Origin of the sequence: Halobellus inordinatus, from assembly GCF_024464655.1 — an archaeon.
In the GTDB taxonomy this organism is placed as follows: Archaea; Halobacteriota; Halobacteria; order Halobacteriales; family Haloferacaceae; genus Haloquadratum; species Haloquadratum inordinatus.
Map to the genome: position 1 here is coordinate 162,253 of NZ_JANHAV010000006.1, position 19,857 is coordinate 182,109.

Sequence of the window (19,857 nt, forward strand, 5' to 3'; positions counted from 1 at the left end):
CCACTATCTATCCGGACAATGAGTGATTCCAGCGGCGATCCGTCAGAGAAGCCGCGGGGCGGTGTCGGTGGCAAACGCCGCCCGCCCGCACCGGCGGGCCTCCCCCTCCTCGGCAACGCCGTCGGGTTCGCGCGGGATCCGTTCGACTTCACCGTCGACGCCGTCGAGGAGGTCGGCGACGCATTCCGCATCGACCTCCCCGTCGGGGACCGCTACGTCCTCGCACATCCGGACTACGCAGAGCGCGTCCTCGTGACCGACCGCGACGCGTTCGCGAAGACCGACGACTTCCCGCTCGCGTTCGGTAACAGCGTCATCGCCGTCGAGGGCGACGACTGGCGCGAGCAGCGTGACTTTCTCGATCCGTTCTTCTTCGCATCGCGGATTCAGTCGTTCCTCCCGACGATGCGCGAGCAGGTCGTCCGCCGCGCCGACTCGTGGACCGACAGCCAGGAGATCGCGCTTCTGTCCGAGATGCAAGGGCTGACGTTCGACATCCTCGCGACGACGCTTCTCGGCATCGACGCAGACGCTGACCGCGACGGTTTGCGGGCGGCCGCAGACGACCTGAACGCCTACTTCGAGCCGGTGACGTGGATGCTCCCCGACTGGCTGCCGACACCTGCTCGGCGTCGCTTCGACGCTGCCAAGGCGACGCTCCGTGAGGAGGTACGCTCGTTGCTGGAGAACGCCGACAGAACGGACACAGACGACCGAGCGGAAGGCGTCGACCTGGTGGCGACGCTCGCGACGGCGCTTGGTGCTGGCAGTGGGGACGACACCGACAGCTACCCCCGCGAGACGGACGCTGCTATCGATCAATTGATCGGCCTCGTCTTCGCGGGCCACGAGACGACCGCGCTCGCGCTGACGTTCACGCTGTACTGTCTCGCAGAGAACCCCGAGACGTATCGGCACGTGGAAACCGAACTCGCGGACGTTCTCGGTGAGGAGCCGGTCCGGTGGGAACACCTCGACGACCTCCCGACGCTTGCGCGCGTCGTCGACGAGAGCCTCCGCCTGTATCCGCCGGTCCACGCGCTCCCGCGAGAAACGAAGCGCCCTGTGAGGTTTGATGACGACGTCGTCCCCGAAGGCGCCGAAGTGCTCGTTTCAGTCTTCGCGATGCATCACGACGAGCGTTTCTGGGACGACCCGACGACGTTCGATCCGACGCGGTGGCGCGACCGGGACCGCTCGGCGGACGCGTATCTCCCGTTCGGCGCGGGGCCGCGGCGGTGTCTCGGTGCGACCTTCGCGCGCGTCGAAGCGCGAGTCGCGCTGGCGGAACTCCTCCGGCGGTTCCGATTCGAGCGCGTCGGGGACGGATCACTGTCGCTCTCGCCGCAGATGACGACCCAGCCGGCGGGTGAGGTCCCGATGATAGTTCGTCGGCGCTAGCGACGGCGGCGCAGCAGAGAACCGAAACGGCGACAGTCTACACGCGAGCCGCGACGTCGGCCTCAGTCACGATGCCGATCGTTTCGCCGCTCTCGACGACGAGAACAGCCGAGTGGTGATCGAGCGCGGCGTCGATCTCCTCGAGGGTCGCCGAACGCTCGACTGTCGTGACCGACTCGCGCATCACGTCGGCGACGGGGAGCGTCCCGACGTCGTCGTTCTCCTGTGCGTGCCGGATGTCGCTGTTCGAGATGATGCCGACGGGGCGGCCATCGCGGATGACGGGCAACTGTGAGAAGCCCTCGTCGAGCATCACGTCGCGTGCGAAGTGGACCGAGTCGTCGGGCGCGACGCTCGTCACGTCCTCGTTCATCAGGTCGTCCGCGCGGACGACGCTGCCTTCGGCCTCTTCGAGCGCGTTCACGATCCGACGGAGCGTCGAGAGCCGCGGATCGACGTCGCCGCCCTCGATCCGCGCGATGAGCGGCTGGGAGACGCTTGCCATCTCGGCGAGGGTGCTCTGCGTCAGGTCCAACTCCGTGCGACGCTGGCGCAGGTCCTGCGGGGTCGGTAGTTCCATAGTACTAATTACCCGAGGTTATACGAAAGTGTTTCGGGGTCGTCGGGGGCCCCAAGTAGGCCAGCGGACGGTCCGGACCGGGTTAGCGGTCGTCGCGGTCGTCCTCGTCGGCTTCGGTCTCGATGACGTCGATGACCGAGAGCGGGACGTCACGGAGCGCGCCGCCGACTTCGCTCTTGGCGATACGCGACGCGTGTTCCTCGCTGTCGGCGTTGAACACGTCGATCTCGAGTAGTAGCCCGACGAGCGCAGTGTTCGCAGCAATGAACGCGGAGTCGAACGGTTCGCCACAAGCCGGACACGGCGTCGCCCCGACTTCGACCTCGACGTACTCTTTGTCTTTGTCGTTGAGTCGCTTCCCGGCCTCGCTGACCGCGACGCCGATGGCGTCGTCGATGTCCTCGACGTCGCGGACCAGCCACGCGGCCTCCATCGCGACGAGATAGTTGCTCATACGCTGAGGACGCACTGCGGGGTTTCGTGTCTTGTGGTTCGCACGCGCCAGTGCGAGTGGTTGTCACCGATTCGACCCGGTGTCGGGCGCGTACGCGACGACAATACTGCGCATAACTTATGCCGACGAACAGTGCGGATGACCGCGTTCGTACGACGTGACCCCGGTTTCGGACAACTGTTCTTGTGGTGTCGCAAAGTCGGCTTGAATCGCACGACAGCGTGGACATCTACCTCTCCGGTGACGAGGAAGATTTATATACTACCGTCGCCGCCAGCACGCTAAGGCGATGATAACAGACCTGCACCGGGGCGCGGCCTTCCTGCTGTATCAGACGACGCTCCTCTTCGGCATCCTGGCGATGCCGATCGCGCTGTTCGCGCGGCGACTGGGGCTCACCCTGCCCGTTCGACCACTTATCGAGTCCGCCGAGCGGACCTACGAGCGCGCCGAAGGTCGCGGCCAGAGCCGCTAGACGAATCGAGATTTTGGGCGTCCAGAACGGTTCTGAGTGACAACGCGACGCAGTTCTCGCAATGACTATAATAGCATTTACAAGTCTTCACGCATCGGATCGTACGCTGTCGTGCGATCAGTTGCAAATGCTACTATAGCTTGGTTGACGGGCCATACGGACGGAAACGACGATCGACACAGCGTTCAGAGACACCTGCCGATGTGTCGTCGCCGCGGTCGATACTGGCAACAGCAGTGGGAAGGGTGGCATTTATCAGCGGTGGGCGACAACACCGGGTAATGCGTACTCCTACGAGTGATGACGTTTCGGGGCGTCTCGATCCGCTGAACGGTGAGCACTCCGACGTCTTCTCGCCGGAACTTGGCGAGTTCTCCAACGCCGAACAACGAGCCAAACAGATGGGCGACAAAGAGACCAAGACGGGGACGACGACCGTCGGTCTGAAAACGTCCGAGGGCGTCGTCCTCGCGACGGATATGCGCGCCAGCCTCGGTCGGATGGTCTCCTCGAAGAACGTCCAGAAGGTCGAGGAGATCCACCCGAGAGGCGCGCTGACGATCGCGGGCTCCGTCTCGGCCGCACAGTCGCTCATCAGTTCGATCCGCGCCGAAGTGCGGCTTTACGAGTCCCGGCGCGGCGAGGATATGAGTATGCAGGCGCTCTCGACGCTCCTCGGGAACTTCCTCCGCTCGGGCGCGTTCTTCATCGTCCAGCCGATCCTCGGCGGCGTCGACGAGGAAGGACCCCACATCTACAGCATCGACCCCGCCGGGTCGATTCTCGAAGAGGAGTACACCGTCACGGGCTCGGGTAGTCAGTACGCCCTCGGTGTCCTCGAACAGGAGTACAACGAAGACCTCTCGATCGAGGAGGCCAAGTCCGTCGCCGCGCGCGCAATCCAGAGCGCCGTCGAGCGCGACCTCGCGTCCGGTAACGGGATCAACGTCTGTGTCGTCACCGAGGACGGCGTCGACATCACCCAGCACAAGGACTTCGACGAGGTCCTGTAAGGCCGAGCGTTCGGGACTCGCCCCGATCGATCTTCGACCCGTCTCGCTTCTCCTACAACCAGTCCGCGAACGATCCGTCCAGCAGTGTCTCCCGCTGCTTCCGCACGTAGTCGCGCTGCATCTCCGCGACGGCGTCGGCGAATGAGTCGCCGTCGGCGAGGTACTCTCTGACCCGGTCGACCTTCCAGTCGGCCGGCGTCGTCTCGTGTTCGACGCGCGCACGGAGGGGGTCGACGTACTTCTCGGCCTCCGCTTCCGAGCAGCCAGCAGCGGTGAGCCCGTCGACCGCGTGTGCGAAGATGTCGTCGTAGACCGTCTCGGGGTCCACCGTCTCGACGCCGTCATTACAGATCCACCGCTGGCCGCTGTCGAGCCCGTCCCGCATCGCCGCATAGAAGTTCTCCCTGGCGGTCGACCACGGCTGATCTGTCGCGGGGTGGCGACGTCGCGGGAGACTCTCCATCAGTCCGGCGAACGTCGCCTGGAACGCGATCGTGTCGCGGACGGTCGGCTGTGCCGCGATCGGTCGGAACTCGATGCGCGCGTTCGCCGAAGACCGCGACGCGCCGTCGAAGACTGGGCGGACCCAGCGCCAGTACGTGCCGTGCTTGCGACGGAGCGTGGCGAACTCGTCGTCGAAGCGATTCCCTTCGGGGACGGGCATCGGGACCATCGTCGCGTCGCTCGCGACTCGGTCGACCGCCTGCTCGACGGTGTCGAGGTCCTCCGGGAAGCACACTTTCTTCACGTCCTCCGTGTTGAGGACGGATTCGAACACGAGGATTCGGTGTTCGGCGTAGCCGTCGGCGAGGATCTTCTGCGCGCCGACGTCGTCGTAGAGGTCCGGCGGGAAGAACGGGGAGTTGACGCCGAGCGCGAGGAGCGGTCCGGCGATCCGGAGCCCGTAGTTGAAGTACGTCGGGAGGTCGGCGGCGTGTGCGACCTGGTAGTGCGGCTGGATCGAGGTGATGAGTGACTCCGGCATCACGGTGTCGGCCGAGAGCGTGACGTTGGGCGCGTCGATCGTCAGCTGCTCGGGCGACGCCGGGCCGTTCGCCATCGCGTGATACCGGACCGAGCCGCTCATATTCGTCGCGATCCGGATGCCGTCGGCCTCGACGCTGTCGGTGAGGTACTCCCGGGCCGTCTCGCCGGCCGGCGGGATCGTCCACAGTCCGTCGCTCACGAGGCGAATTCCCTCTGCCCCGGTACAGTCGAGCGCCGCGCCCAGTCGCGCACGGACTTCCGATTCCTGCGCACGGAGGCCGTCGGGGTTCAGGGGCTGCGGACTGGTCGTCATCTCGGCGTTGTGGAGGCCGAGTTCCTTCTCGAAGCCGATGAGTTCGAGCAGCCGACGCGGCACGCGCATCAGCGCGTAGACGTCGGCGTCGTCGGAGGCCGCCCACCGGCCGTCGGCGACGGCGTAGAACTCGTACTCCAAGCCCACGATCGACTGGTGGTTGTCGAAGGTGCCCTCCCTGAGTTCGGACTTCACCACTTCGGCGTCCGTCCGCGCCTGCGCCTCGAACTCCTCGGGGTCGACGGCGAGCGCGTCCCGAACCGACGCCGCCAAGTCCTCAGTCATAGCCCACCCTGGGCGGGCGGACGGCTTCAAACCCGTGGCTTCCAGCGAGAACCGGCGCCGAAATTTTCGTCCCGAGTCGGCGGACTCTTGTCGGCGTGGCGGCTACGCTCGCTCGATGCAGTTCGCCGAGTTCGCCGCACGCGCTGCCGAAATCGAAGACGAGCCGGGGGATCTAGCGACAGTCGACCACGTTTGTGACCTCCTCGGCGACGCCGGCACGGACCTCCCGGTGGTCGTCCGCTTCCTCCAGGGTCGGGTGTTCCCCGCCTGGGACGCGACGACGCTCGATATCGGTCCGGCACTCCTCCACGAAGCGATCGCTCGCGCCGCGGGGCAGAACGTCGACGCCGACGACGTCGAGGCGAAACTCGCTGACGTCGGTGAGATCGGCGCGGTCGCGGCGACCTACGAGTTCGGCGGCCAGCGCGGCCTTGGCGCGTTCTCCGGTAGCGGGCCAGACGAGTTGACCGTCGCAGAAGTCGACGAGCAACTCCGCGAGATCGCGGCGACGATCGGCGAGGGCAGCGAGCGCCGGCGACTCGATACGCTGTTCGGGCTGTTCAACCGGGCCTCCGCCTCCGAGGCGAAGTTCCTTGCCCGGTTGGTCCTCGGCGAGATGCGGATCGGCGTCGGGGAGGGAACGGTCCGGGACGCCATCGCCGAGGCGTTCCTCGATACCGACGTAGAGGACACAAACGGGGACGCAAACGCCGATATAGACGCGGACGAACAGGTGGATGCCGACGGAGACACAGACGCGGACCCGGACCCGGACGATCCGGATGGCGCAGGCCCTCCCGCCGAGAGCGGCACCCCCGACAGCGCGAGCGTCGACGGGGACGGTACGGACGACCCCGTCGTCGCCGTCGAGCACGCCCTGCAAGTCTCGAACGACTACGGGATGGTCGCACGCGTCGCTCGCGAGTCGGGGCGCGAGGGCCTCGACGACGTCGGCCTCGAAGTCGGTCGCCCGGTGCAGGCGATGCTCGCGCAGGCCGGCAGCGCCGCCGAGGCGATCGACGAGTGGGGCGAGGCGGTCGTCGAGACCAAATTCGACGGCGCACGGGTCCAGGTCCACTACGACGGAGAGACGACCGCGCTCTTCTCGCGGAATATGGACGACGTGACCGACCCGCTCCCGGAGGTCGTCGAGTTCGTCGAGTCGGCGATCGACGTGCCGGTCGTCCTCGACGGCGAAGTGGTCGCGGTCGACGACGACGGCGCACCGCTCCCATTCCAGGAGGTGCTGCGTCGCTTCCGCCGGAAGTACGACGTCGAGCAGATGCGCGAGGAGGTCCGCGTCGAACTGCGCGCGTTCGACTGTCTGCACGCCGACGGCGACGACCTGCTCGACGCGCCGCTGGTCGAGCGCCACGATCGACTCGCGGAACTGCTCGTCGACACCGACGCCGTCTCCGACATCAGCGTCGCGGCCGACCCCGACGAGGTCGCGGCGGTCGAGGAAGCGGCCCTCGACGCGGGCCACGAGGGGATTATGCTGAAAGATCCCCAGTCGACGTACGCGCCGGGCAAGCGCGGCCGGAACTGGCTGAAGCGCAAGCCCGACGTGGAGACGCTGGATCTTGTCGTCACCGGCGCGGAGTGGGGCGAAGGCCGCCGGGCGAACCTCCTGGGGACGTTTCTGCTGTCGGCGCGGGCGGACGGTGCAGACGACCGAGCCGACGACGGAACTGCCGGCGGCGACGCCTACGTCACACTCGGGAAAGTCGCGACCGGGATCACCGACGAGGAACTCGAATCCCTGACCGAACGGCTGACGCCGCACATCGAACACGAGGACGGCCAGACAGTCTCGGTCGAGCCAGCGGTCGTCTTCGAGGTCGGCTACGAGGAGATACAGCAGTCACCGACCTACTCGTCGGGTTACGCCCTCAGATTCCCACGGTTCGTCGGCGTCCGCGAGGACAAGTCGCCGGCCGACGCCGACAGCCTCGATCGCGTGGAGCGACTGGCCGACGAGCAGTAATCGCGCGGTAGACGAACAGTAGTCGCGCGGCCCACGGACAGTCGTCACACAGCAGACGAACAGCCGTCGCGGTGGGCGGCCCTCAGCTGGTCGCTAGTTCTTCTGCGAAGGGTCGTCGCGGTCGACCTCGATACTACTCCGCGCTCCGCTCGGCGCGAGGTGGTTCACGCTCCCCGACCCACCGATGGCTGCCGACCGCTCGATGGCGGCGCGGGTGAACGCGATACCCTGTTCGACGGCGTCGACGAGCGCATCGCCGTGAGCCAACCGCGCCGTGATCGCACTCGCGAGTGTGCACCCCGATCCGTGAGTTTGGGCGTTCTCGACCCGCGCGTGCTCGAACGTCGCCGTCGGGAGGCGGTCGCCCGTTCCCGAATCCGCCGCCGTGTAGAGGACGTCGCGGACGATATCACCGTCTTCGTCGCTCTCGTCGGCGTGTCCGTCCGCCGCCTCGTGCACGTGCCCGCCTTTGAACAGCACGGCGTCGGCCCCCCACTGGAAGAATTGCGCGGCGGCGGACGCCCGCGACTCGGGTGCATCCGGCCAGATGCCGGTGAGCGCCTCGGTTTCGTCGGCGTTCGGCGTGACAAGGGTCGCGCGAGCGAACAACTCGGTGTAGGCGTCCACGGCGTCTGCAGCGAGGAGTCGATCGCCGGCGGTCGCGACCATCACGGGGTCGATCACGACGGGGCCGTCGTAGTCCGCGAGGCACAGATCCACCGTTCTGACGACGTCCGCGGTCGCGAGCATCCCGAGTTTCACCGCGTCGACATCGACGTCGCCCGCGACGGCGTCGAACTGCGCACGGACGTCCGCGGGCGGGAGGACGTGGGTCGACCCGACGCCCTGCGTGTGCTGGGCGGTGACGGCGACGACGACCGAACCGCCGTACACGCCGAGTCGCGTCAGCGTCTTCAAATCGGCCTGAAGGCCCGCGCCGCCGCTGGAATCGCTCGACGCGATCGTGAGTGCGTAGGGAGGCCGCTGCGGATCTGCTCGGGTCATTCGTAATACGCCTTTGCGGTGGGCACGCGCGCGATGCGGTCCTTTGCATTCGAGAGTGACGTCGGATCGAGTCCAGCTATGGCATCTAGGAATGCGATCTCGTAACTCGCTGGCCCCGCGTAGTCGCCGTACTCGCCTGCGGCCGCCGCTTCACCGGCGAGGCCGAACGCGACGGTGCCAGCCAGCGCCGCCGACAGTGGATCGTCGACCGCGCCGCAGAACGCGGCGAGCGTGCCGCCGAGGAGACAGCCGGTCCCGACGACGTCGCCCATCAGCGAGTGGCCGACGTCGACCTCGAACGCCGCCTCCTCGGTGGCCACGACGTCCGTCTTTCCCGAGGCGACGACGACCGCGTCCGTCTGGCGCGCACACGCTATCGCGGTCTCGGCGATGTCCGCGTGTTCGCCGGTGGATTCGACGCCGCGAACGTCGCTGTGCTCGCCCGCGAGGGCGGCGATCTCGCCGCGATTCCCCTTGATCACGTCGGCTGCGAGCTCGGTCGTCAAGCGCTCGGCAACGCGCGAGCGGGTCGGCGTCGCGCCGGCACCGACGGGGTCGACGACGAGGGCGGCCCCGTGCGCCGCCGCGGCGCGTCCAGCAGTCACCATCGCCTCCTCGCCGGCCTCGCTGACGGTGCCCATATTGAGCAGGCACGTCTGGGAGGCGGCGACCATCTCCTCGACTTCCCGGACGTCGTCGGACATCACCGGCAGGCCGCCCCAGTGGAGGACGACGTTCGCGACCGCGTTCACGGTCACGTCGTTCGTGATCGCGTTGACCAACGGCGTCGCCGCCTCGACTGCGACGAGCGCCTCCTTGGGACCGACGGCCTCGCTCATCGCTGCTGCACCTCCGGGGACTCGGCGACCGACCGGACGCGCTGGCGCAACTGCCGAGTGGCCGCCTCGGGGTCGGCGGCGGCCGTGATCGCGGAGACGACCGCGACGCCCGCAGCACCCGCTTCGACCACCGGGGCGGCGTTTTCGGGCGTGATGCCACCGATCCCGACGATCGGAACGTCGACCGCGTCGGCGATCGCCGCGACGGTTTCGGTTCCGATCTCTGCGCTGTCGTCGTCGACGTCTTTCGTATCGGTCCCGTAGACGGCACCGACACCCAGGTAGTCCGCACCGGCCCGCTCCGCGTCGCGCGCCGCAGCGGGCGTCGAGACGGACCGGCCGACGATGGCCGCCGAACCGAGAACGTCGCGGGCGGCCGCAACCGGGAGGTCGTCGTCGCCGAGGTGGACTCCGTCGGCGTCGAGGGCAGCGGCCAGATCAACGCGGTCGTTCACGAGGAACGGCACGTCTGCTTCGCGCGTCCGCTCGCGGATCGCCTGGCCCAGTTCATAGCGCTGGCGAGCGCTCGCGTGCTTTTCGCGGAGTTGCACGACGTCGATGCCCCCTTCGATAGCGGCGTCGACGACCTCGACCGTAGACCGGCCAGCGGCCCGGTCCCCCTGGGTGACGAGATACGTCTGGAGGGATAGTTCGGTCTGAGTGCGTTCTACACCGAGTGTCATTATCGGGTAGTACCATATGGTAATAGAATAAAAAGATTCTGTGACTTCCCGCTGGCCGGGTACAGCGCGTCCATAACGGCGCAGGGATAGACGCCGCTCACGGGGGTCAGAGCTCGTTCCGGAGGTCCGGCAGGATGTGAAAACTATAGTAACGTTTGCAAGTCTTCACTCACTCGATCGCACGACTGCGTGCGATCGGATGAGCAATCAGTTGCAAACGCTACTATAGCTACTCGGCGGTTCCGTCAGCCTCGTAGACTTCGATATCGTCGACTGTGATCACGACCGGGTGGCCCCAGATGATTGTCGACAACGCCACGTCGTCACGGGCCGATTCGAACAGCGCGTCGAGGGCATCGAGGTCGATCCACTCGTAGAGCGGATCGCGTCCCGAGAGGTCGACATCGAGCGGCGTCGTCGCGAATGCCGAGACGATGGCGTCGACGAAGTTTTCGTCACCGTCGCGGGCGTACGTGACCACCGGCGCAGAATCCGTGAGTTCGGCCATCGTGGTGCCTCGCTTGGTGGTACTCATACGTTGCTCCATCGCGTCGGGCCATAAAAAGACAACCGCTCGAATATCGCTTTCGATATTTCACACCCCGGATCCCGAACTCGGTCACGCAGGAGTTCGATCGACCGAGAACGCGAGTGGGGCCGATCTTACAGCACGCCCATCGACGAGAGGCGCTCGGGAAGGTACGTCTCAGTGACGAAATCGAGCCCGCGAGCGGCGAGGGCCTGCTGTTCGGCCTTCTTTTCGAGGTCGAGCTGCAGTTCGATCTGCTCGGTCCAGTAGTCGCTCTGGAAGCGCGGGTCCTCCAGTTCGGATTCGAGGGCGTTGATGTCGGAGTCTGCCAGCGGATCGGTCGGGAGGTCGTACTCGACGATGTCCTCCGGTTGGATTCCCACGAACCGCGCCTCCGGCGTCGCGAGGTACTCCGAGAGGTGCGCGGACTTGATCGAGCCGTAGGCGACCGAGCCGTAGATCCGGTAGGACCACGGGTCGCCGTCTGTGAACACCACGACCGGCAGGTCGAGTTCGTCGTGGAGTCGCTTCGTGATCCGACGCGTCGCTCGCGCGGGCTGGCCCTTCAGGTGAACGACCAGGCAGTTGTACTCGTCGTCGAAGCCGTTCTCCACCAGACGGTCGCGCATCCCACCGGTCTCCACGCAGAGGACGAAGTCGATGTCGTGATCGAGGAAGTCGATCGTGTCGGGGTTGTTCGGGATCTGGTAGCCGCCCTCGCCGACGTCCTTCTGACAGTGGATCTCGCGCTCGCCGCGGCGGGTCTGCTCTCGAAGCTCCAGCGGCCCCATAAGCGTCGCCCCCGACTCCTCGGGCCGCATGTGGAAGTCCTCGCGGGTGACTTCCGAGACGATTTCGAGGTCTTCGACCAGTTGGTTCGACTCGTCTTGGCTCTTGAACTGGGCCTCCTCGTTGTCCCACGACTCAGAGAGGTAGTACAGCTCACGCAGCGTCGAGGAGCGATCCTCCTCTAACTGATTGACGAGGAACTCGATCGTATACGACGCCTTCAGCAACTTTCGGGCGCCGCGGACGCTGTTGGCCGTGCGGGTCGACGTTCGGTCGCCGTAGACCCACACGTTCGAGTCCTCGTCGAAGACGATGTTCGATTTCGTCCGCGTGGGGATGTCCATATGCGGTACCTCGCCCGCCGCGAACTGGTCGTAGAACTCCGCGGCGAGGTCGACGAGGCGTTCCTGTGCGAGTTCGTCGTCCTGTTTCGTGCTCATAGTAGCTTAGGCGTTGATCGTCAGTTTCTCGTTCTCGACGCCGTCGACGTCGACGTCGAACGACGCGTCTCCCGAAACCGTGTATGTCAGTTCGACCGACTCGCCCGCCGGCACCGACGGCTCCCAAGAGACGAACCACTCGCCGTCGAGGTCGACGACGCTGGCGTCCTCGGGGAGGTCCGACGGCTCCGCAGAAAGGATGTCGGTGATCTCCGGTTCTTCGGTCCGGTCGGAGTGGTTCTCGACGACGAGCGTGACGGTGTCGCCGTCGACCTCGCGCTCGACGCTCACGTTGTTCATAATCCGGGCGAGCGCGCCGTCGATGTTCGGCCGCGGCCGGCCCGTGACCTCCGAGAGCTTGTCGGCCATCTCGGGCAGGATCCGTCCGAGAACGTCCTGTTTCTTCCGGCGCTTCTGCATCGAGCGCCGCTTGTTGAGGTAGGATTTGAGGTCGCGGGCGGCCTCTCTGATGGCGAGTTCGATCTCGTCTTCGATCTCGGGGATGTTCGCGATGGCGTCTTTCGACTCACTCGTGAACGGCACGTTCGTCGAAGCGACGTGGATCATAATCACCGCCGGGCCGTTCGGCATCCCGGAGCCGCCGGGCTGGTCGAGTCCGTAGTTGCGCCAGCCGATGGTCTTCACTACGTCGGTCGTCGCACACGCCCCGCGCTGGTAGACCAGCGGGACGCGGTTCGCGAAGCGGAGCAGGTCGACCGTTCCGTCCTGGAGCTCGCCGCCGTAGGCGATGCCGGCTTCGACGATGAAGGGGTCGCCGCCGTGGACCTCTGCATCGCGGGTCGCCGCCGCGTAGAAGTCGGCGTCGAACTCCTTTTTCAGGCCCGCCTCGACGAGTTCGGCCGTGATCGGCGAGAGGCAGTTCGTCGGCGGTGCGAGGATGTCGGTCTCACGCATCGCCTCCAACAACTCGGAGGCGACGTCGCGGTCGTCGGCGATCGCTCGTACTTTCGGAACCTCGTCGGGGACGGTACGCATCGCGGTCCAGACAGCATCGACGACGTTCTCGCGGGCGGTGTCGCCGAACGAGACGTCCTCGGAGACCAGCCGATCCGCCGAGCGGTCGACGTAGTCGCGGAGTCCTGCGTACGTGGCGCGGTGGCGGGGGTCGCCGCCACTGTCGAATTTGTCGGCCAGCCGATCGGCCAGCCCGGAGACAGTCGCGTCGTCTTTCCGGGTGCTCGTGGCGTCGTCGACGAGCGGGTAGAGGTCGGCTTCGAGGTCCGAGGTGAGGACGTCCCACGCGGCCTCGACGGCGTTCTCTCGGACTGTGCTCCCGAACGTCGCCCCGAACTCCTCACCGACGTCGTCGGCGACGGTGTCGACGATGTCTGTGAGCTCTGCGTGCGTCGTCCGCTCGCGCGAGGTGAGCGTGTCGGCGACGCGTGCGGCGAACGTCGCGGTCGCCTCCGCGCCCTTGTTGGCGACGGCGTCGTCGATCGCGTCTTCGAGCGACGTCTCGGGGTCCCGCGGCGCGGCCCAGCCCATCTCGCGACCGAAGTGCCGATCCCGGAAGTTGTTCAGCACTTTTTCGGCCGTCTTCGCACCGACACGGGTGAACTCCTCCTGTAGGAAGCCCGATACGGAGTACGACTCAGTCGCGCCGAGCATCTTGATGAGCGTCCCGAGTTCGACGCCGTGAGGGTGCGGACGGATCTCCTCCGTCTCGGCCGGCAGATCCGCGCCCTCGACGCGCTCGTAGTGCCGCGGTTCGTCCAGTCCGGGCTCGTTGAGGACGAGCCGCGCGTGGGGATTGACGACGGCCGTGTGCTTCACGTAGTCGTGGAGCTGTTGGCGCGCCCGCATATTCGCCTCCATCTCCATCTCGATGCGCGTGCCGTGCGTCGGCGAGAGATCGGACTCGCCCGGCGCGCGTTCCTCGTCGACCTGGATCTCGGGCTCGTTGGTGTCGGTGTCGATGATGAGCTCGAAGTACTGGGCGGTTTCGGAGCGCTGCGTGCGAGAGGTGATCTTCGCCGGCTTCCCGGAGGTCAACTGTGAGTACAGCACCGCCGCGGAGATTCCGATTCCCTGCTGCCCGCGTGACTGTTCGCGGGCGTGGAAGCGCGACCCGTAGAGCAGTTTCCCGAAGACTTTCGGGATCTGTTCGCGCGTGATACCCGGTCCGTTGTCCTCGACGATCAGAGTGTAGTAGTCGCCGGATTCGCGGATTTCGATCGAGATGTCGGGCTTGATGCCGGCCTCCTCGGTGGCGTCGAGGGCGTTGTCGACCGCCTCCTTGACGGCGGTGACGAGCCCTCTCGCGCCCGAGTCGAAGCCGAGCATATGTTTGTTCTTCTCGAAGAACTCGGCGATCGAGATCGCGCGCTGGCCTTCCGCCAGCTCCTCGGCGATCCCGCCTCCTTCCTCCTCGCCGAGCGTCGACTGAAACGAGGTCATTCTGTGGACTGTCGTACCCAACGAACGGTTAAGAAGGGTTCGGCAGCGGGGTGAAAGTGAAACGGTCGAGATACTGCCGCGAGCGCGGTCGCACACGAGGAAAATCGGGGAACGACCCGTTCGGACGGACCACCGGCTCAGGAGTGGCCACCGCGCACGCGGCCGAAAGAAGAAATGTATCGTAAGGAGCGGACCGGAGCAGATCGGATTACTCGACGTCGATCGATTCGATTTCGATGTCTTTGACGGGCTTGTCGTTGCTATCGGTCGGGACGTTACCGATCTCCTCGACGACGTCCATTCCCTCGACGACGTGGCCGAAGACCGCGTGGCGGCCGTCGAGATGCGGCTGGGCGTCGAGCGTGATGAAGAACTGCGAGCCGTTCGTGTTCGGGCCGCGGTTGGCCATCGAGAGGACGCCCGCGCCGTCGTGGTTCAGGTCCTCGTGGAACTCGTCGTCGAAGGTGTAGCCGGGGCCGCCGCGGCCCGTTCCTTCGGGGTCGCCGCCCTGGATCATGAAGCCGTCGATGATCCGATGGAAGACCGTTCCCTCGTAGAGGGAGTCCGTGCGAGTCTCGCCCGTCTCGGGGTCGCTCCACTCCTTCTCGCCCGTCGCGAGACCGAGGAAGTTCTCGACCGTACGGGGCGCGCGCTGCTCGAACAGTTCGAGCGTGATGTCGCCCGTCGTTGTGTGCAGCGTCACGACCGGGTTCTCGGGGTTCTCCAGTTCGGAGTCGTCGACCATACCCACGAGAGGAGCGACTGATACAAAACGGTGTCCTCTCAGTCTGATCCGGGAAGACGTCACTCCGCGAGCGGCCCGTCGGGGACCGCGCTCACGTGCATCCCGACGAACAGCCACTCGTTCTCCTCCCGTTCGAGCGTCCCGCTCCACCGACTGTCGAAGTCGTACTCGCGGTCCGCCGCGACGTCGTGCCACGCCATCCGCACGTCGTCGGAGAACCACGCGTGATCGTCGCGTTCGACGACCCGGAGGTTCCGGCTCTCGGCGGTCCAGTCTGCGGTCGTCGCCGTCTGCTCGCGAAGTCCCGCTTCGATTTCCTCGTATCCGGTCAACCGCTCGGTAATCCCGAACTTCACGACGTCGGGGCAGTCTGCGAAGAATGGGTACAGCGGCTCTCCGTTCCGCAGCGCCTCGTAGTACTCGCGGATGCGTGCCTCGGCAGTCGTCTCGGCGGTCATATCGGAAACAACGCGCGTGCGAGAAAAACACCTGTCGGCGGTCGAGAAGTGAACTGCCGACTGTCGAAAAGGGAACCGACGCCCAAACTGCGCTCAGAACGCGCGGAGATCTTCGAGGACGGCTTCCGCTGCGCCCGAGTCGATGCTCTCGCGGGCCATCTCCAGGCCCTCATCGAGCGTCTCGGCGTCTTCGCGGGCGTAGATTCGGAACGCGGCGTTGAGCGCGACGGCGTCCGCGAAGTGGTCCTCGCGCTCGCCCGCGATGATCTCCTCGGTCAACCGAGCGGAGTCGCCGGCGACGTCGTCGGGGTCGACTTCGAGGTCCTCGTACTCGAAGTCCATCCCGTACTCCGGCGTCTCGATCTCGTAGTCGCGGAACTCGCCGTCGGTCCACTCGCCGACCTTCGTGTAACCCGGCCGGATGTCGTCGTAGCCCTCCATCCCCTGGAACATCACGACGCGGTGGGGGCTCTGAGACACCATCTGCTCGAAGGTGTCCGTGATCTTCTTCGCGAACGCGAGGTGGTAGAACGAGCCGAGGTGGACGTCGGCCTTCGCGGGGTTCGCGATCGTCTCGACGGTGTTGACGAACGTGCGGACGCCCATCTGGTCGCGGCGCTCCCACAGCGCGTGGACGCGCGGGGCGAACTCGGGCTGGTAGTAGAAACCGAAGCCGGTCTCGTCGACCATCCCGGCGCTCTCGTTGGGGACGAGTTCGGTACGGACGCCGAGTTCGTCGAGGACGTGCTTGTAGGCGTCCTGCTTCTGCGTCGGCACCCGGTCGCCCGAGTGGGCGACGACGGGCGTGCCCGCGCCGGCGGCGACGATGCCAGCGGCGGCACCGAGGATGGCGGTGTCGCCCTTGCCGTCGTAGTTCGCGCCGCAGTCGACCGGGTCGGCGTCGGGTTCGGCGTAGACGACGTCCTCCGCGATTACGTCCGCGTAGGCGGCGAGTTCCTCCGCGTTGTTGTGCTTCCAGCGGTTCGCGAGCCAGAACGCGCCGAGCGTCGTGTGGTCGGGTTCGCCGGCGAGGATCCGCTGCATCGCCTCGGTCGCCTGCTCGCGCGTCATATCCTCGGCGGATTTGACGCCCGTGCCGACGACTTCGGTCATCAGTCGTTTCAACGGCCACTCCCCGAATTCGGCGGTTTCCGACGCTTTTGCCATACGTTCCCGTTGGAATGCGAGCATCAAAAGTGGACCGTTCGGTTCTCACGCAGCGGGTGCGAGCGGTCAGTGCGACCCACCCGACGGAGGCCGAAATTGGTACGTTCGTGCGGGCCGAAGCGTCCCCAATGAGCGCACTGGAAGACGACTGGCGCGCCGACCTCGACGACGTGGACGCCGCGCTCGTCGACGAGTACCAGAGCGGCTTTCCCGTCGTCGAGCGGCCGTTCCGCGTCGTCGGCGACGCACTCGGTATCGGCGAGACCGAGGCCCTCGATCGGGTCCGAGACCTCCGCGAGCGAGGCATCTTTCGGCGGTTCGGAGCCGTTCTGAACCCCCCCGTCATCGGCAGTTCGACGCTTGCAGCCGTCTCCGCACCCGAGGACCGGTTCGACGAGGTCGCCGAGGTGATCAACGGCTACCGGCAGGTGAATCACAACTACCGCCGCGAGCACGAGTGGAATATGTGGTTCGTCGTCACCGCCGCCTCCCGAGAGAAGCGCGACGCGATCTTAGAGGAGATCGAAGAGCGGACGGGCTGTGCGGTGCTGAACCTCCCGATGCTCACGGACTACTACATCGACCTGGAGTTCCCCGTCGTCAACGACGACGCCTTCGCCCGCGAGAGCGTTGCATCGACGGACGCGTCGGCGACGCGAATCTCCGAGGAGGCCGTCGGCGGACTCTCGAAACTGGAGGCGGACCTCCTAGTCGAGATTCAGGACGGCTTTCCGCTCTCGGCGACACCGTACCGCGACGTCGCAGACGCCATCGACGCCGACGTCGACGCGGTCGTCGAGGCGATCGAGCGGCTGCTGGAGGACGGGTGTATCAAACGGATCGGCTGCGTCGTCAACCACGTCGTCACCGGCTTCGATTCGAACTGTATGGTCGTCTGGAACGTCCCCGACGACGAACTCGACGAGCGGGGCGAGGCCGTCGGCGAACTCCCGTTCGTCACGCTCTGTTATCACCGCCCGCGACGCCCCGAACAGGACTGGGAGTACAACCTCTTCACGATGATCCACGGCCGGGAAGGCGACGTCGTCGACGCGAAGATCGACGAACTCGCGAGCGAGCACCTCCCGTTCGAGCACGAGCGTCTCTACTCGACGGAGACGCTGAAACAGACCGGCGCGCGCTACGACGAACTCGTGAGCGCCGACGACGAGTAGCGGCTGTCGCCCGGGGAAAAGCGCAGCGAGAAGGCTAGGTTGCAGCCCGGATCGACTAGCCCACTGTCAGTCGCCTACCGCGAGAGTGGCGAGACGCGGTAGAGCATCCGCGCGGCCCCGAGCATGCCCGTCTTCGCGAGCGATCCGCTCCGGTAGGCACCATACTTGGCGTAGAAACTGCTCTTTCGAACGCCGGCCCCGGCGTAGTGGCGCGCGGAGGTCGGCATCGGCGTCCGCCGGCCCTCGACGCCGGTTGCGCCGTCGCGGATCGCATCGAGTACGACGTCGGTCGTCAGTTCCGCACGGTCGACATCTTCGAGTTCGATTTCGGTGTACGCGCGGCCGACGTACCCGACCTTGTGCGCGTCGCTGCCGGCGACGCCCGGATAACCGTACGCGTCCGCGTAGCGGCGTGCACGCCGGTTCTTCCACCCGGTGAACGCCCAGGAGTTGAACACCTCGATGGCGTCGGGGTCGACGCCGCGGAGCCGCCGCTTCCGGACGCCGTGCCGACTCCGCTGGAAGGGGTGCGGGACGATCGCGACCCCGTCTCGCTCGCGGACCCACGCCACTGTCTCGGCCATCGGCGCGCGGCGCGGCGGCATCTCCTCGACGCCGAGCGCGAGCAGGTGGCCGTCCGCGGTCGACACTTCGACACCGGGGATCCCGACGAGCCCGTACATCGGCGCGAGTTCCGCCGCGCGTACGGATTCGTGGATGACGTCGTGGTCGGTAACGACGACGGCGTCGAGACCGATCTCGGCTGCCTGTTCTAACAGCAGCTCTGATGGATCAGCCCCGTCGTACGAGGCTTCCGAGTGGACGTGCGGGTCGATTCTGACGGTGAGCGACACAGGAGTCTGTTCGCTCTCCCCGCAGTAAAGCCTGTCTGCACACGAGCAGTAAGCCGAGCGTGTGATTCGGATGGGTCCGCTTACGGCGTGTCTGATCCGATTCGCTCGCCCACGTCGTAGCCGTTCCAGAGCGCCCGTGGAACGCGGCCCTCGCCGGCGACCCAGTCCCCAGCGACGTAGAGTCCGGCGTCTTCGGTGAGGTGGACGGCGTCGGCGTCGAGACTCGCGTCCGGAAGCGCGTAGCGCCATCCCTGGTCGTCGACCCAGTCGGGGTCGGCGTAGCGATCGTCGTCGAGCAGCGTCGCGACGCGGTCTGCGACCCCCGGTTCGACGTCCGAGAGCGGATCGTCGTAGTGGGTGGTCGACCACTCGGGCCCCATCTGGACGATCAGCAGGCTCTCCCCGTCGGGGACGTGACCTTCCTTGCACTCCTCGCGCGACAGCCAGCCGATCGCGTGTTCCTTGTCGGGGTTCACCAGCCCGTACCACGGGTAGGAGTCACGAAACGGATAGTGAAAGACGAGCGTTCGAATCGTCCGATAGGGGACGGCGCTGACGGCATCGACGAGCGAATCGAGCCGGTCGTCGTCCCAGTCGGTCGCGCGCAGCAGGTCGGCGGTCTGTGGGGCCGGTGGTGTCAGGAGGAGCGCATCGAACGGGCCGTACCGGTCGCCGTCGGTGTCGGTGAGCGTCCAGCTCGCGGCATCGTCGTCAACGCGCTTGCCCTCCTCGCGAGCGACCTCGGCGATCCGGGTCCGCCGGTGGACGGTCGCGTCGGTCGCCGCGAGCAGGCGCTTCGCCAACTGCGTGATCCCCTCGGTCCACGTCCACTTCGTCGACTCCCGGTCGCCCGCAGTAATCTCGCTCGCGGCATCGAACGTCCAGACCGGCTCGTCGATCTCGACGAGGCCCTCTGTCCCGAGTTCCGGGAGTAACGCGGCGGTCCGTTCGTCGGCTTCCGTGACGTAGTTCGCACCGTGGTCGTACCGACAACCGTTCTTGCGGCGGGTCGCCGCCCGCCCGCAGACGCCGCCGCTCTTCTCGACGATGGTCACGTCGACATCGGCATCGCGGAGGGCGTACGCCGCGCCAGCGCCCGCTGCGCCCGCACCGACGATACCGAGTCGCGTGGGCGAATCGACCGAAGAATCCACTCGATCAGTCACAGTGGCTCCACGGAGGGAACGGGCTTTACCGTTCGGGCCGACCCGGGCCACTGGCTATCGAGAGCGGTCCGTAACTACTTGACTGCGGCCGCCC

The 19,857-nt window shown here is 66.4% G+C and carries 19 protein-coding genes; 5 read left to right on the forward strand and 14 right to left on the reverse strand.

Translation table 11 applies throughout. The annotated features are described in order from the left end of the window. Window positions 1-18 precede the first annotated feature (18 nt). Window positions 19-1,401, forward strand: a complete 1,383-nt coding sequence (locus NO347_RS12330; RefSeq protein ID WP_256289871.1) for a cytochrome P450 — start codon at window positions 19-21, stop codon at window positions 1,399-1,401. Between the two features lie 37 nt (window positions 1,402-1,438). Here NO347_RS12330 and NO347_RS12335 read toward each other — a convergent pair whose 3' ends face one another. Together NO347_RS12335 and NO347_RS12340 are read right to left on the reverse strand one after the other, a co-directional pair. Next, window positions 1,439-1,981, reverse strand: a complete 543-nt coding sequence (locus tag NO347_RS12335) for a CBS domain-containing protein (RefSeq protein WP_121570421.1) — start codon at window positions 1,979-1,981, stop codon at window positions 1,439-1,441. An 82-nt stretch (window positions 1,982-2,063) separates the two neighbouring features. Then, window positions 2,064-2,435 (reverse strand): DUF555 domain-containing protein, encoded by a 372-nt coding sequence (locus tag NO347_RS12340; RefSeq protein WP_121570422.1) that lies wholly within the window; start codon window positions 2,433-2,435, stop codon window positions 2,064-2,066. 289 nt (window positions 2,436-2,724) lie between these two features. Here NO347_RS12340 and NO347_RS12345 point away from each other — a divergent pair, with 289 nt between their 5' ends. Both NO347_RS12345 and psmB read left to right on the forward strand, forming a co-directional pair. Then, the gene (locus tag NO347_RS12345) at window positions 2,725-2,910 is read left to right on the forward strand and encodes a hypothetical protein (protein ID WP_256289872.1); all 186 of its coding nucleotides are present in this window, start codon (window positions 2,725-2,727) and stop codon (window positions 2,908-2,910) included. A 281-nt stretch (window positions 2,911-3,191) separates the two neighbouring features. After that, the gene (gene psmB, locus NO347_RS12350; protein ID WP_256289873.1) at window positions 3,192-3,923 is read left to right on the forward strand and encodes an archaeal proteasome endopeptidase complex subunit beta; all 732 of its coding nucleotides are present in this window, start codon (window positions 3,192-3,194) and stop codon (window positions 3,921-3,923) included. A 52-nt stretch (window positions 3,924-3,975) separates the two neighbouring features. On the opposite strand, the gene NO347_RS12355 is transcribed toward psmB, so the two are convergent. Continuing rightward, window positions 3,976-5,508: a PAS domain-containing protein gene (locus NO347_RS12355; protein ID WP_256289874.1), complete on the reverse strand. Its 1,533-nt coding sequence runs from the start codon at window positions 5,506-5,508 to the stop codon at window positions 3,976-3,978. A 115-nt stretch (window positions 5,509-5,623) separates the two neighbouring features. Here NO347_RS12355 and ligA point away from each other — a divergent pair, with 115 nt between their 5' ends. Then, window positions 5,624-7,495 carry an ATP-dependent DNA ligase LigA gene (gene ligA / locus NO347_RS12360; protein ID WP_256289875.1) on the forward strand — a complete coding sequence of 624 codons (1,872 nt, stop codon included), beginning with the start codon at window positions 5,624-5,626 and terminating at the stop codon, window positions 7,493-7,495. Between the two features lie 93 nt (window positions 7,496-7,588). On the opposite strand, the gene thiD is transcribed toward ligA, so the two are convergent. The 9 genes from thiD to NO347_RS12405 form a co-directional block, all read right to left on the reverse strand. Next, window positions 7,589-8,500: a bifunctional hydroxymethylpyrimidine kinase/phosphomethylpyrimidine kinase gene (thiD, locus tag NO347_RS12365; RefSeq protein WP_256289876.1), complete on the reverse strand. Its 912-nt coding sequence runs from the start codon at window positions 8,498-8,500 to the stop codon at window positions 7,589-7,591. Beyond that, the gene (gene thiM / locus NO347_RS12370; RefSeq protein ID WP_256289877.1) at window positions 8,497-9,339 is read right to left on the reverse strand and encodes a hydroxyethylthiazole kinase; all 843 of its coding nucleotides are present in this window, start codon (window positions 9,337-9,339) and stop codon (window positions 8,497-8,499) included. The genes thiD and thiM overlap by 4 nt, the downstream gene beginning before the upstream one ends. After that, window positions 9,336-10,022, reverse strand: coding sequence for a thiamine phosphate synthase (thiE, locus tag NO347_RS12375; protein ID WP_256289878.1), 687 nt, complete (start codon window positions 10,020-10,022; stop codon window positions 9,336-9,338). Before thiE ends, thiM begins: the two co-directional genes overlap by 4 nt. A gap of 229 nt (window positions 10,023-10,251) precedes the next feature. Continuing rightward, complete coding sequence (locus NO347_RS12380) at window positions 10,252-10,557, reverse strand: HalOD1 output domain-containing protein (RefSeq protein WP_256289880.1); 306 nt, start codon at window positions 10,555-10,557, stop codon at window positions 10,252-10,254. Between the two features lie 128 nt (window positions 10,558-10,685). Continuing rightward, the gene (locus NO347_RS12385; protein ID WP_256289881.1) at window positions 10,686-11,780 is read right to left on the reverse strand and encodes a DNA topoisomerase IV subunit A; all 1,095 of its coding nucleotides are present in this window, start codon (window positions 11,778-11,780) and stop codon (window positions 10,686-10,688) included. Window positions 11,781-11,786: 6 nt separating this feature from the next. Continuing rightward, on the reverse strand, window positions 11,787-14,198 hold the full coding sequence (locus NO347_RS12390) for a DNA topoisomerase VI subunit B (RefSeq protein WP_256289882.1): 2,412 nt from the start codon (window positions 14,196-14,198) through the stop codon (window positions 11,787-11,789). A 208-nt stretch (window positions 14,199-14,406) separates the two neighbouring features. Next, on the reverse strand, window positions 14,407-14,943 hold the full coding sequence (locus tag NO347_RS12395; protein ID WP_256289883.1) for a peptidylprolyl isomerase: 537 nt from the start codon (window positions 14,941-14,943) through the stop codon (window positions 14,407-14,409). Window positions 14,944-15,002: 59 nt separating this feature from the next. After that, window positions 15,003-15,401: a nuclear transport factor 2 family protein gene (locus NO347_RS12400; RefSeq protein WP_256289884.1), complete on the reverse strand. Its 399-nt coding sequence runs from the start codon at window positions 15,399-15,401 to the stop codon at window positions 15,003-15,005. Between the two features lie 93 nt (window positions 15,402-15,494). Then, window positions 15,495-16,568 (reverse strand): anthranilate phosphoribosyltransferase, encoded by a 1,074-nt coding sequence (locus tag NO347_RS12405; protein ID WP_256289885.1) that lies wholly within the window; start codon window positions 16,566-16,568, stop codon window positions 15,495-15,497. 128 nt (window positions 16,569-16,696) lie between these two features. Here NO347_RS12405 and ahbB point away from each other — a divergent pair, with 128 nt between their 5' ends. Beyond that, window positions 16,697-17,743 (forward strand): siroheme decarboxylase subunit beta, encoded by a 1,047-nt coding sequence (gene ahbB / locus NO347_RS12410; protein ID WP_256289886.1) that lies wholly within the window; start codon window positions 16,697-16,699, stop codon window positions 17,741-17,743. A gap of 74 nt (window positions 17,744-17,817) precedes the next feature. On the opposite strand, the gene NO347_RS12415 is transcribed toward ahbB, so the two are convergent. Beyond that, window positions 17,818-18,597, reverse strand: a complete 780-nt coding sequence (locus NO347_RS12415) for a CehA/McbA family metallohydrolase (RefSeq protein ID WP_256289887.1) — start codon at window positions 18,595-18,597, stop codon at window positions 17,818-17,820. Between the two features lie 80 nt (window positions 18,598-18,677). Beyond that, on the reverse strand, window positions 18,678-19,763 hold the full coding sequence (locus NO347_RS12420; RefSeq protein WP_256289889.1) for an NAD(P)/FAD-dependent oxidoreductase: 1,086 nt from the start codon (window positions 19,761-19,763) through the stop codon (window positions 18,678-18,680). Between the last annotated feature and the right edge of the window lie 94 nt (window positions 19,764-19,857).

Bases quoted from the DNA above. Each gene is read 5' to 3' on its own strand.
- NO347_RS12400 (WP_256289884.1), bottom strand. From the start codon at position 15,401: ATGACCGCCGAGACGACTGCCGAGGCACGCATCCGCGAGTACTACGAG.
- NO347_RS12335 (WP_121570421.1), bottom strand. From the start codon at position 1,981: ATGGAACTACCGACCCCGCAGGACCTGCGCCAGCGTCGCACGGAGTTG.
- psmB (WP_256289873.1), top strand. From the start codon at position 3,192: ATGCGTACTCCTACGAGTGATGACGTTTCGGGGCGTCTCGATCCGCTG.
- thiE (WP_256289878.1), bottom strand. From the start codon at position 10,022: ATGACACTCGGTGTAGAACGCACTCAGACCGAACTATCCCTCCAGACG.
- NO347_RS12330 (WP_256289871.1), top strand. From the start codon at position 19: ATGAGTGATTCCAGCGGCGATCCGTCAGAGAAGCCGCGGGGCGGTGTC.
- thiD (WP_256289876.1), bottom strand. From the start codon at position 8,500: ATGACCCGAGCAGATCCGCAGCGGCCTCCCTACGCACTCACGATCGCG.
- NO347_RS12395 (WP_256289883.1), bottom strand. From the start codon at position 14,943: ATGGTCGACGACTCCGAACTGGAGAACCCCGAGAACCCGGTCGTGACG.
- NO347_RS12340 (WP_121570422.1), bottom strand. From the start codon at position 2,435: ATGAGCAACTATCTCGTCGCGATGGAGGCCGCGTGGCTGGTCCGCGAC.
- NO347_RS12380 (WP_256289880.1), bottom strand. From the start codon at position 10,557: ATGAGTACCACCAAGCGAGGCACCACGATGGCCGAACTCACGGATTCT.
- NO347_RS12345 (WP_256289872.1), top strand. From the start codon at position 2,725: ATGATAACAGACCTGCACCGGGGCGCGGCCTTCCTGCTGTATCAGACG.
- thiM (WP_256289877.1), bottom strand. From the start codon at position 9,339: ATGAGCGAGGCCGTCGGTCCCAAGGAGGCGCTCGTCGCAGTCGAGGCG.
- ahbB (WP_256289886.1), top strand. From the start codon at position 16,697: ATGAGCGCACTGGAAGACGACTGGCGCGCCGACCTCGACGACGTGGAC.
- NO347_RS12385 (WP_256289881.1), bottom strand. From the start codon at position 11,780: ATGAGCACGAAACAGGACGACGAACTCGCACAGGAACGCCTCGTCGAC.
- NO347_RS12355 (WP_256289874.1), bottom strand. From the start codon at position 5,508: ATGACTGAGGACTTGGCGGCGTCGGTTCGGGACGCGCTCGCCGTCGAC.
- ligA (WP_256289875.1), top strand. From the start codon at position 5,624: ATGCAGTTCGCCGAGTTCGCCGCACGCGCTGCCGAAATCGAAGACGAG.
- NO347_RS12390 (WP_256289882.1), bottom strand. From the start codon at position 14,198: ATGACCTCGTTTCAGTCGACGCTCGGCGAGGAGGAAGGAGGCGGGATC.
- NO347_RS12405 (WP_256289885.1), bottom strand. From the start codon at position 16,568: ATGGCAAAAGCGTCGGAAACCGCCGAATTCGGGGAGTGGCCGTTGAAA.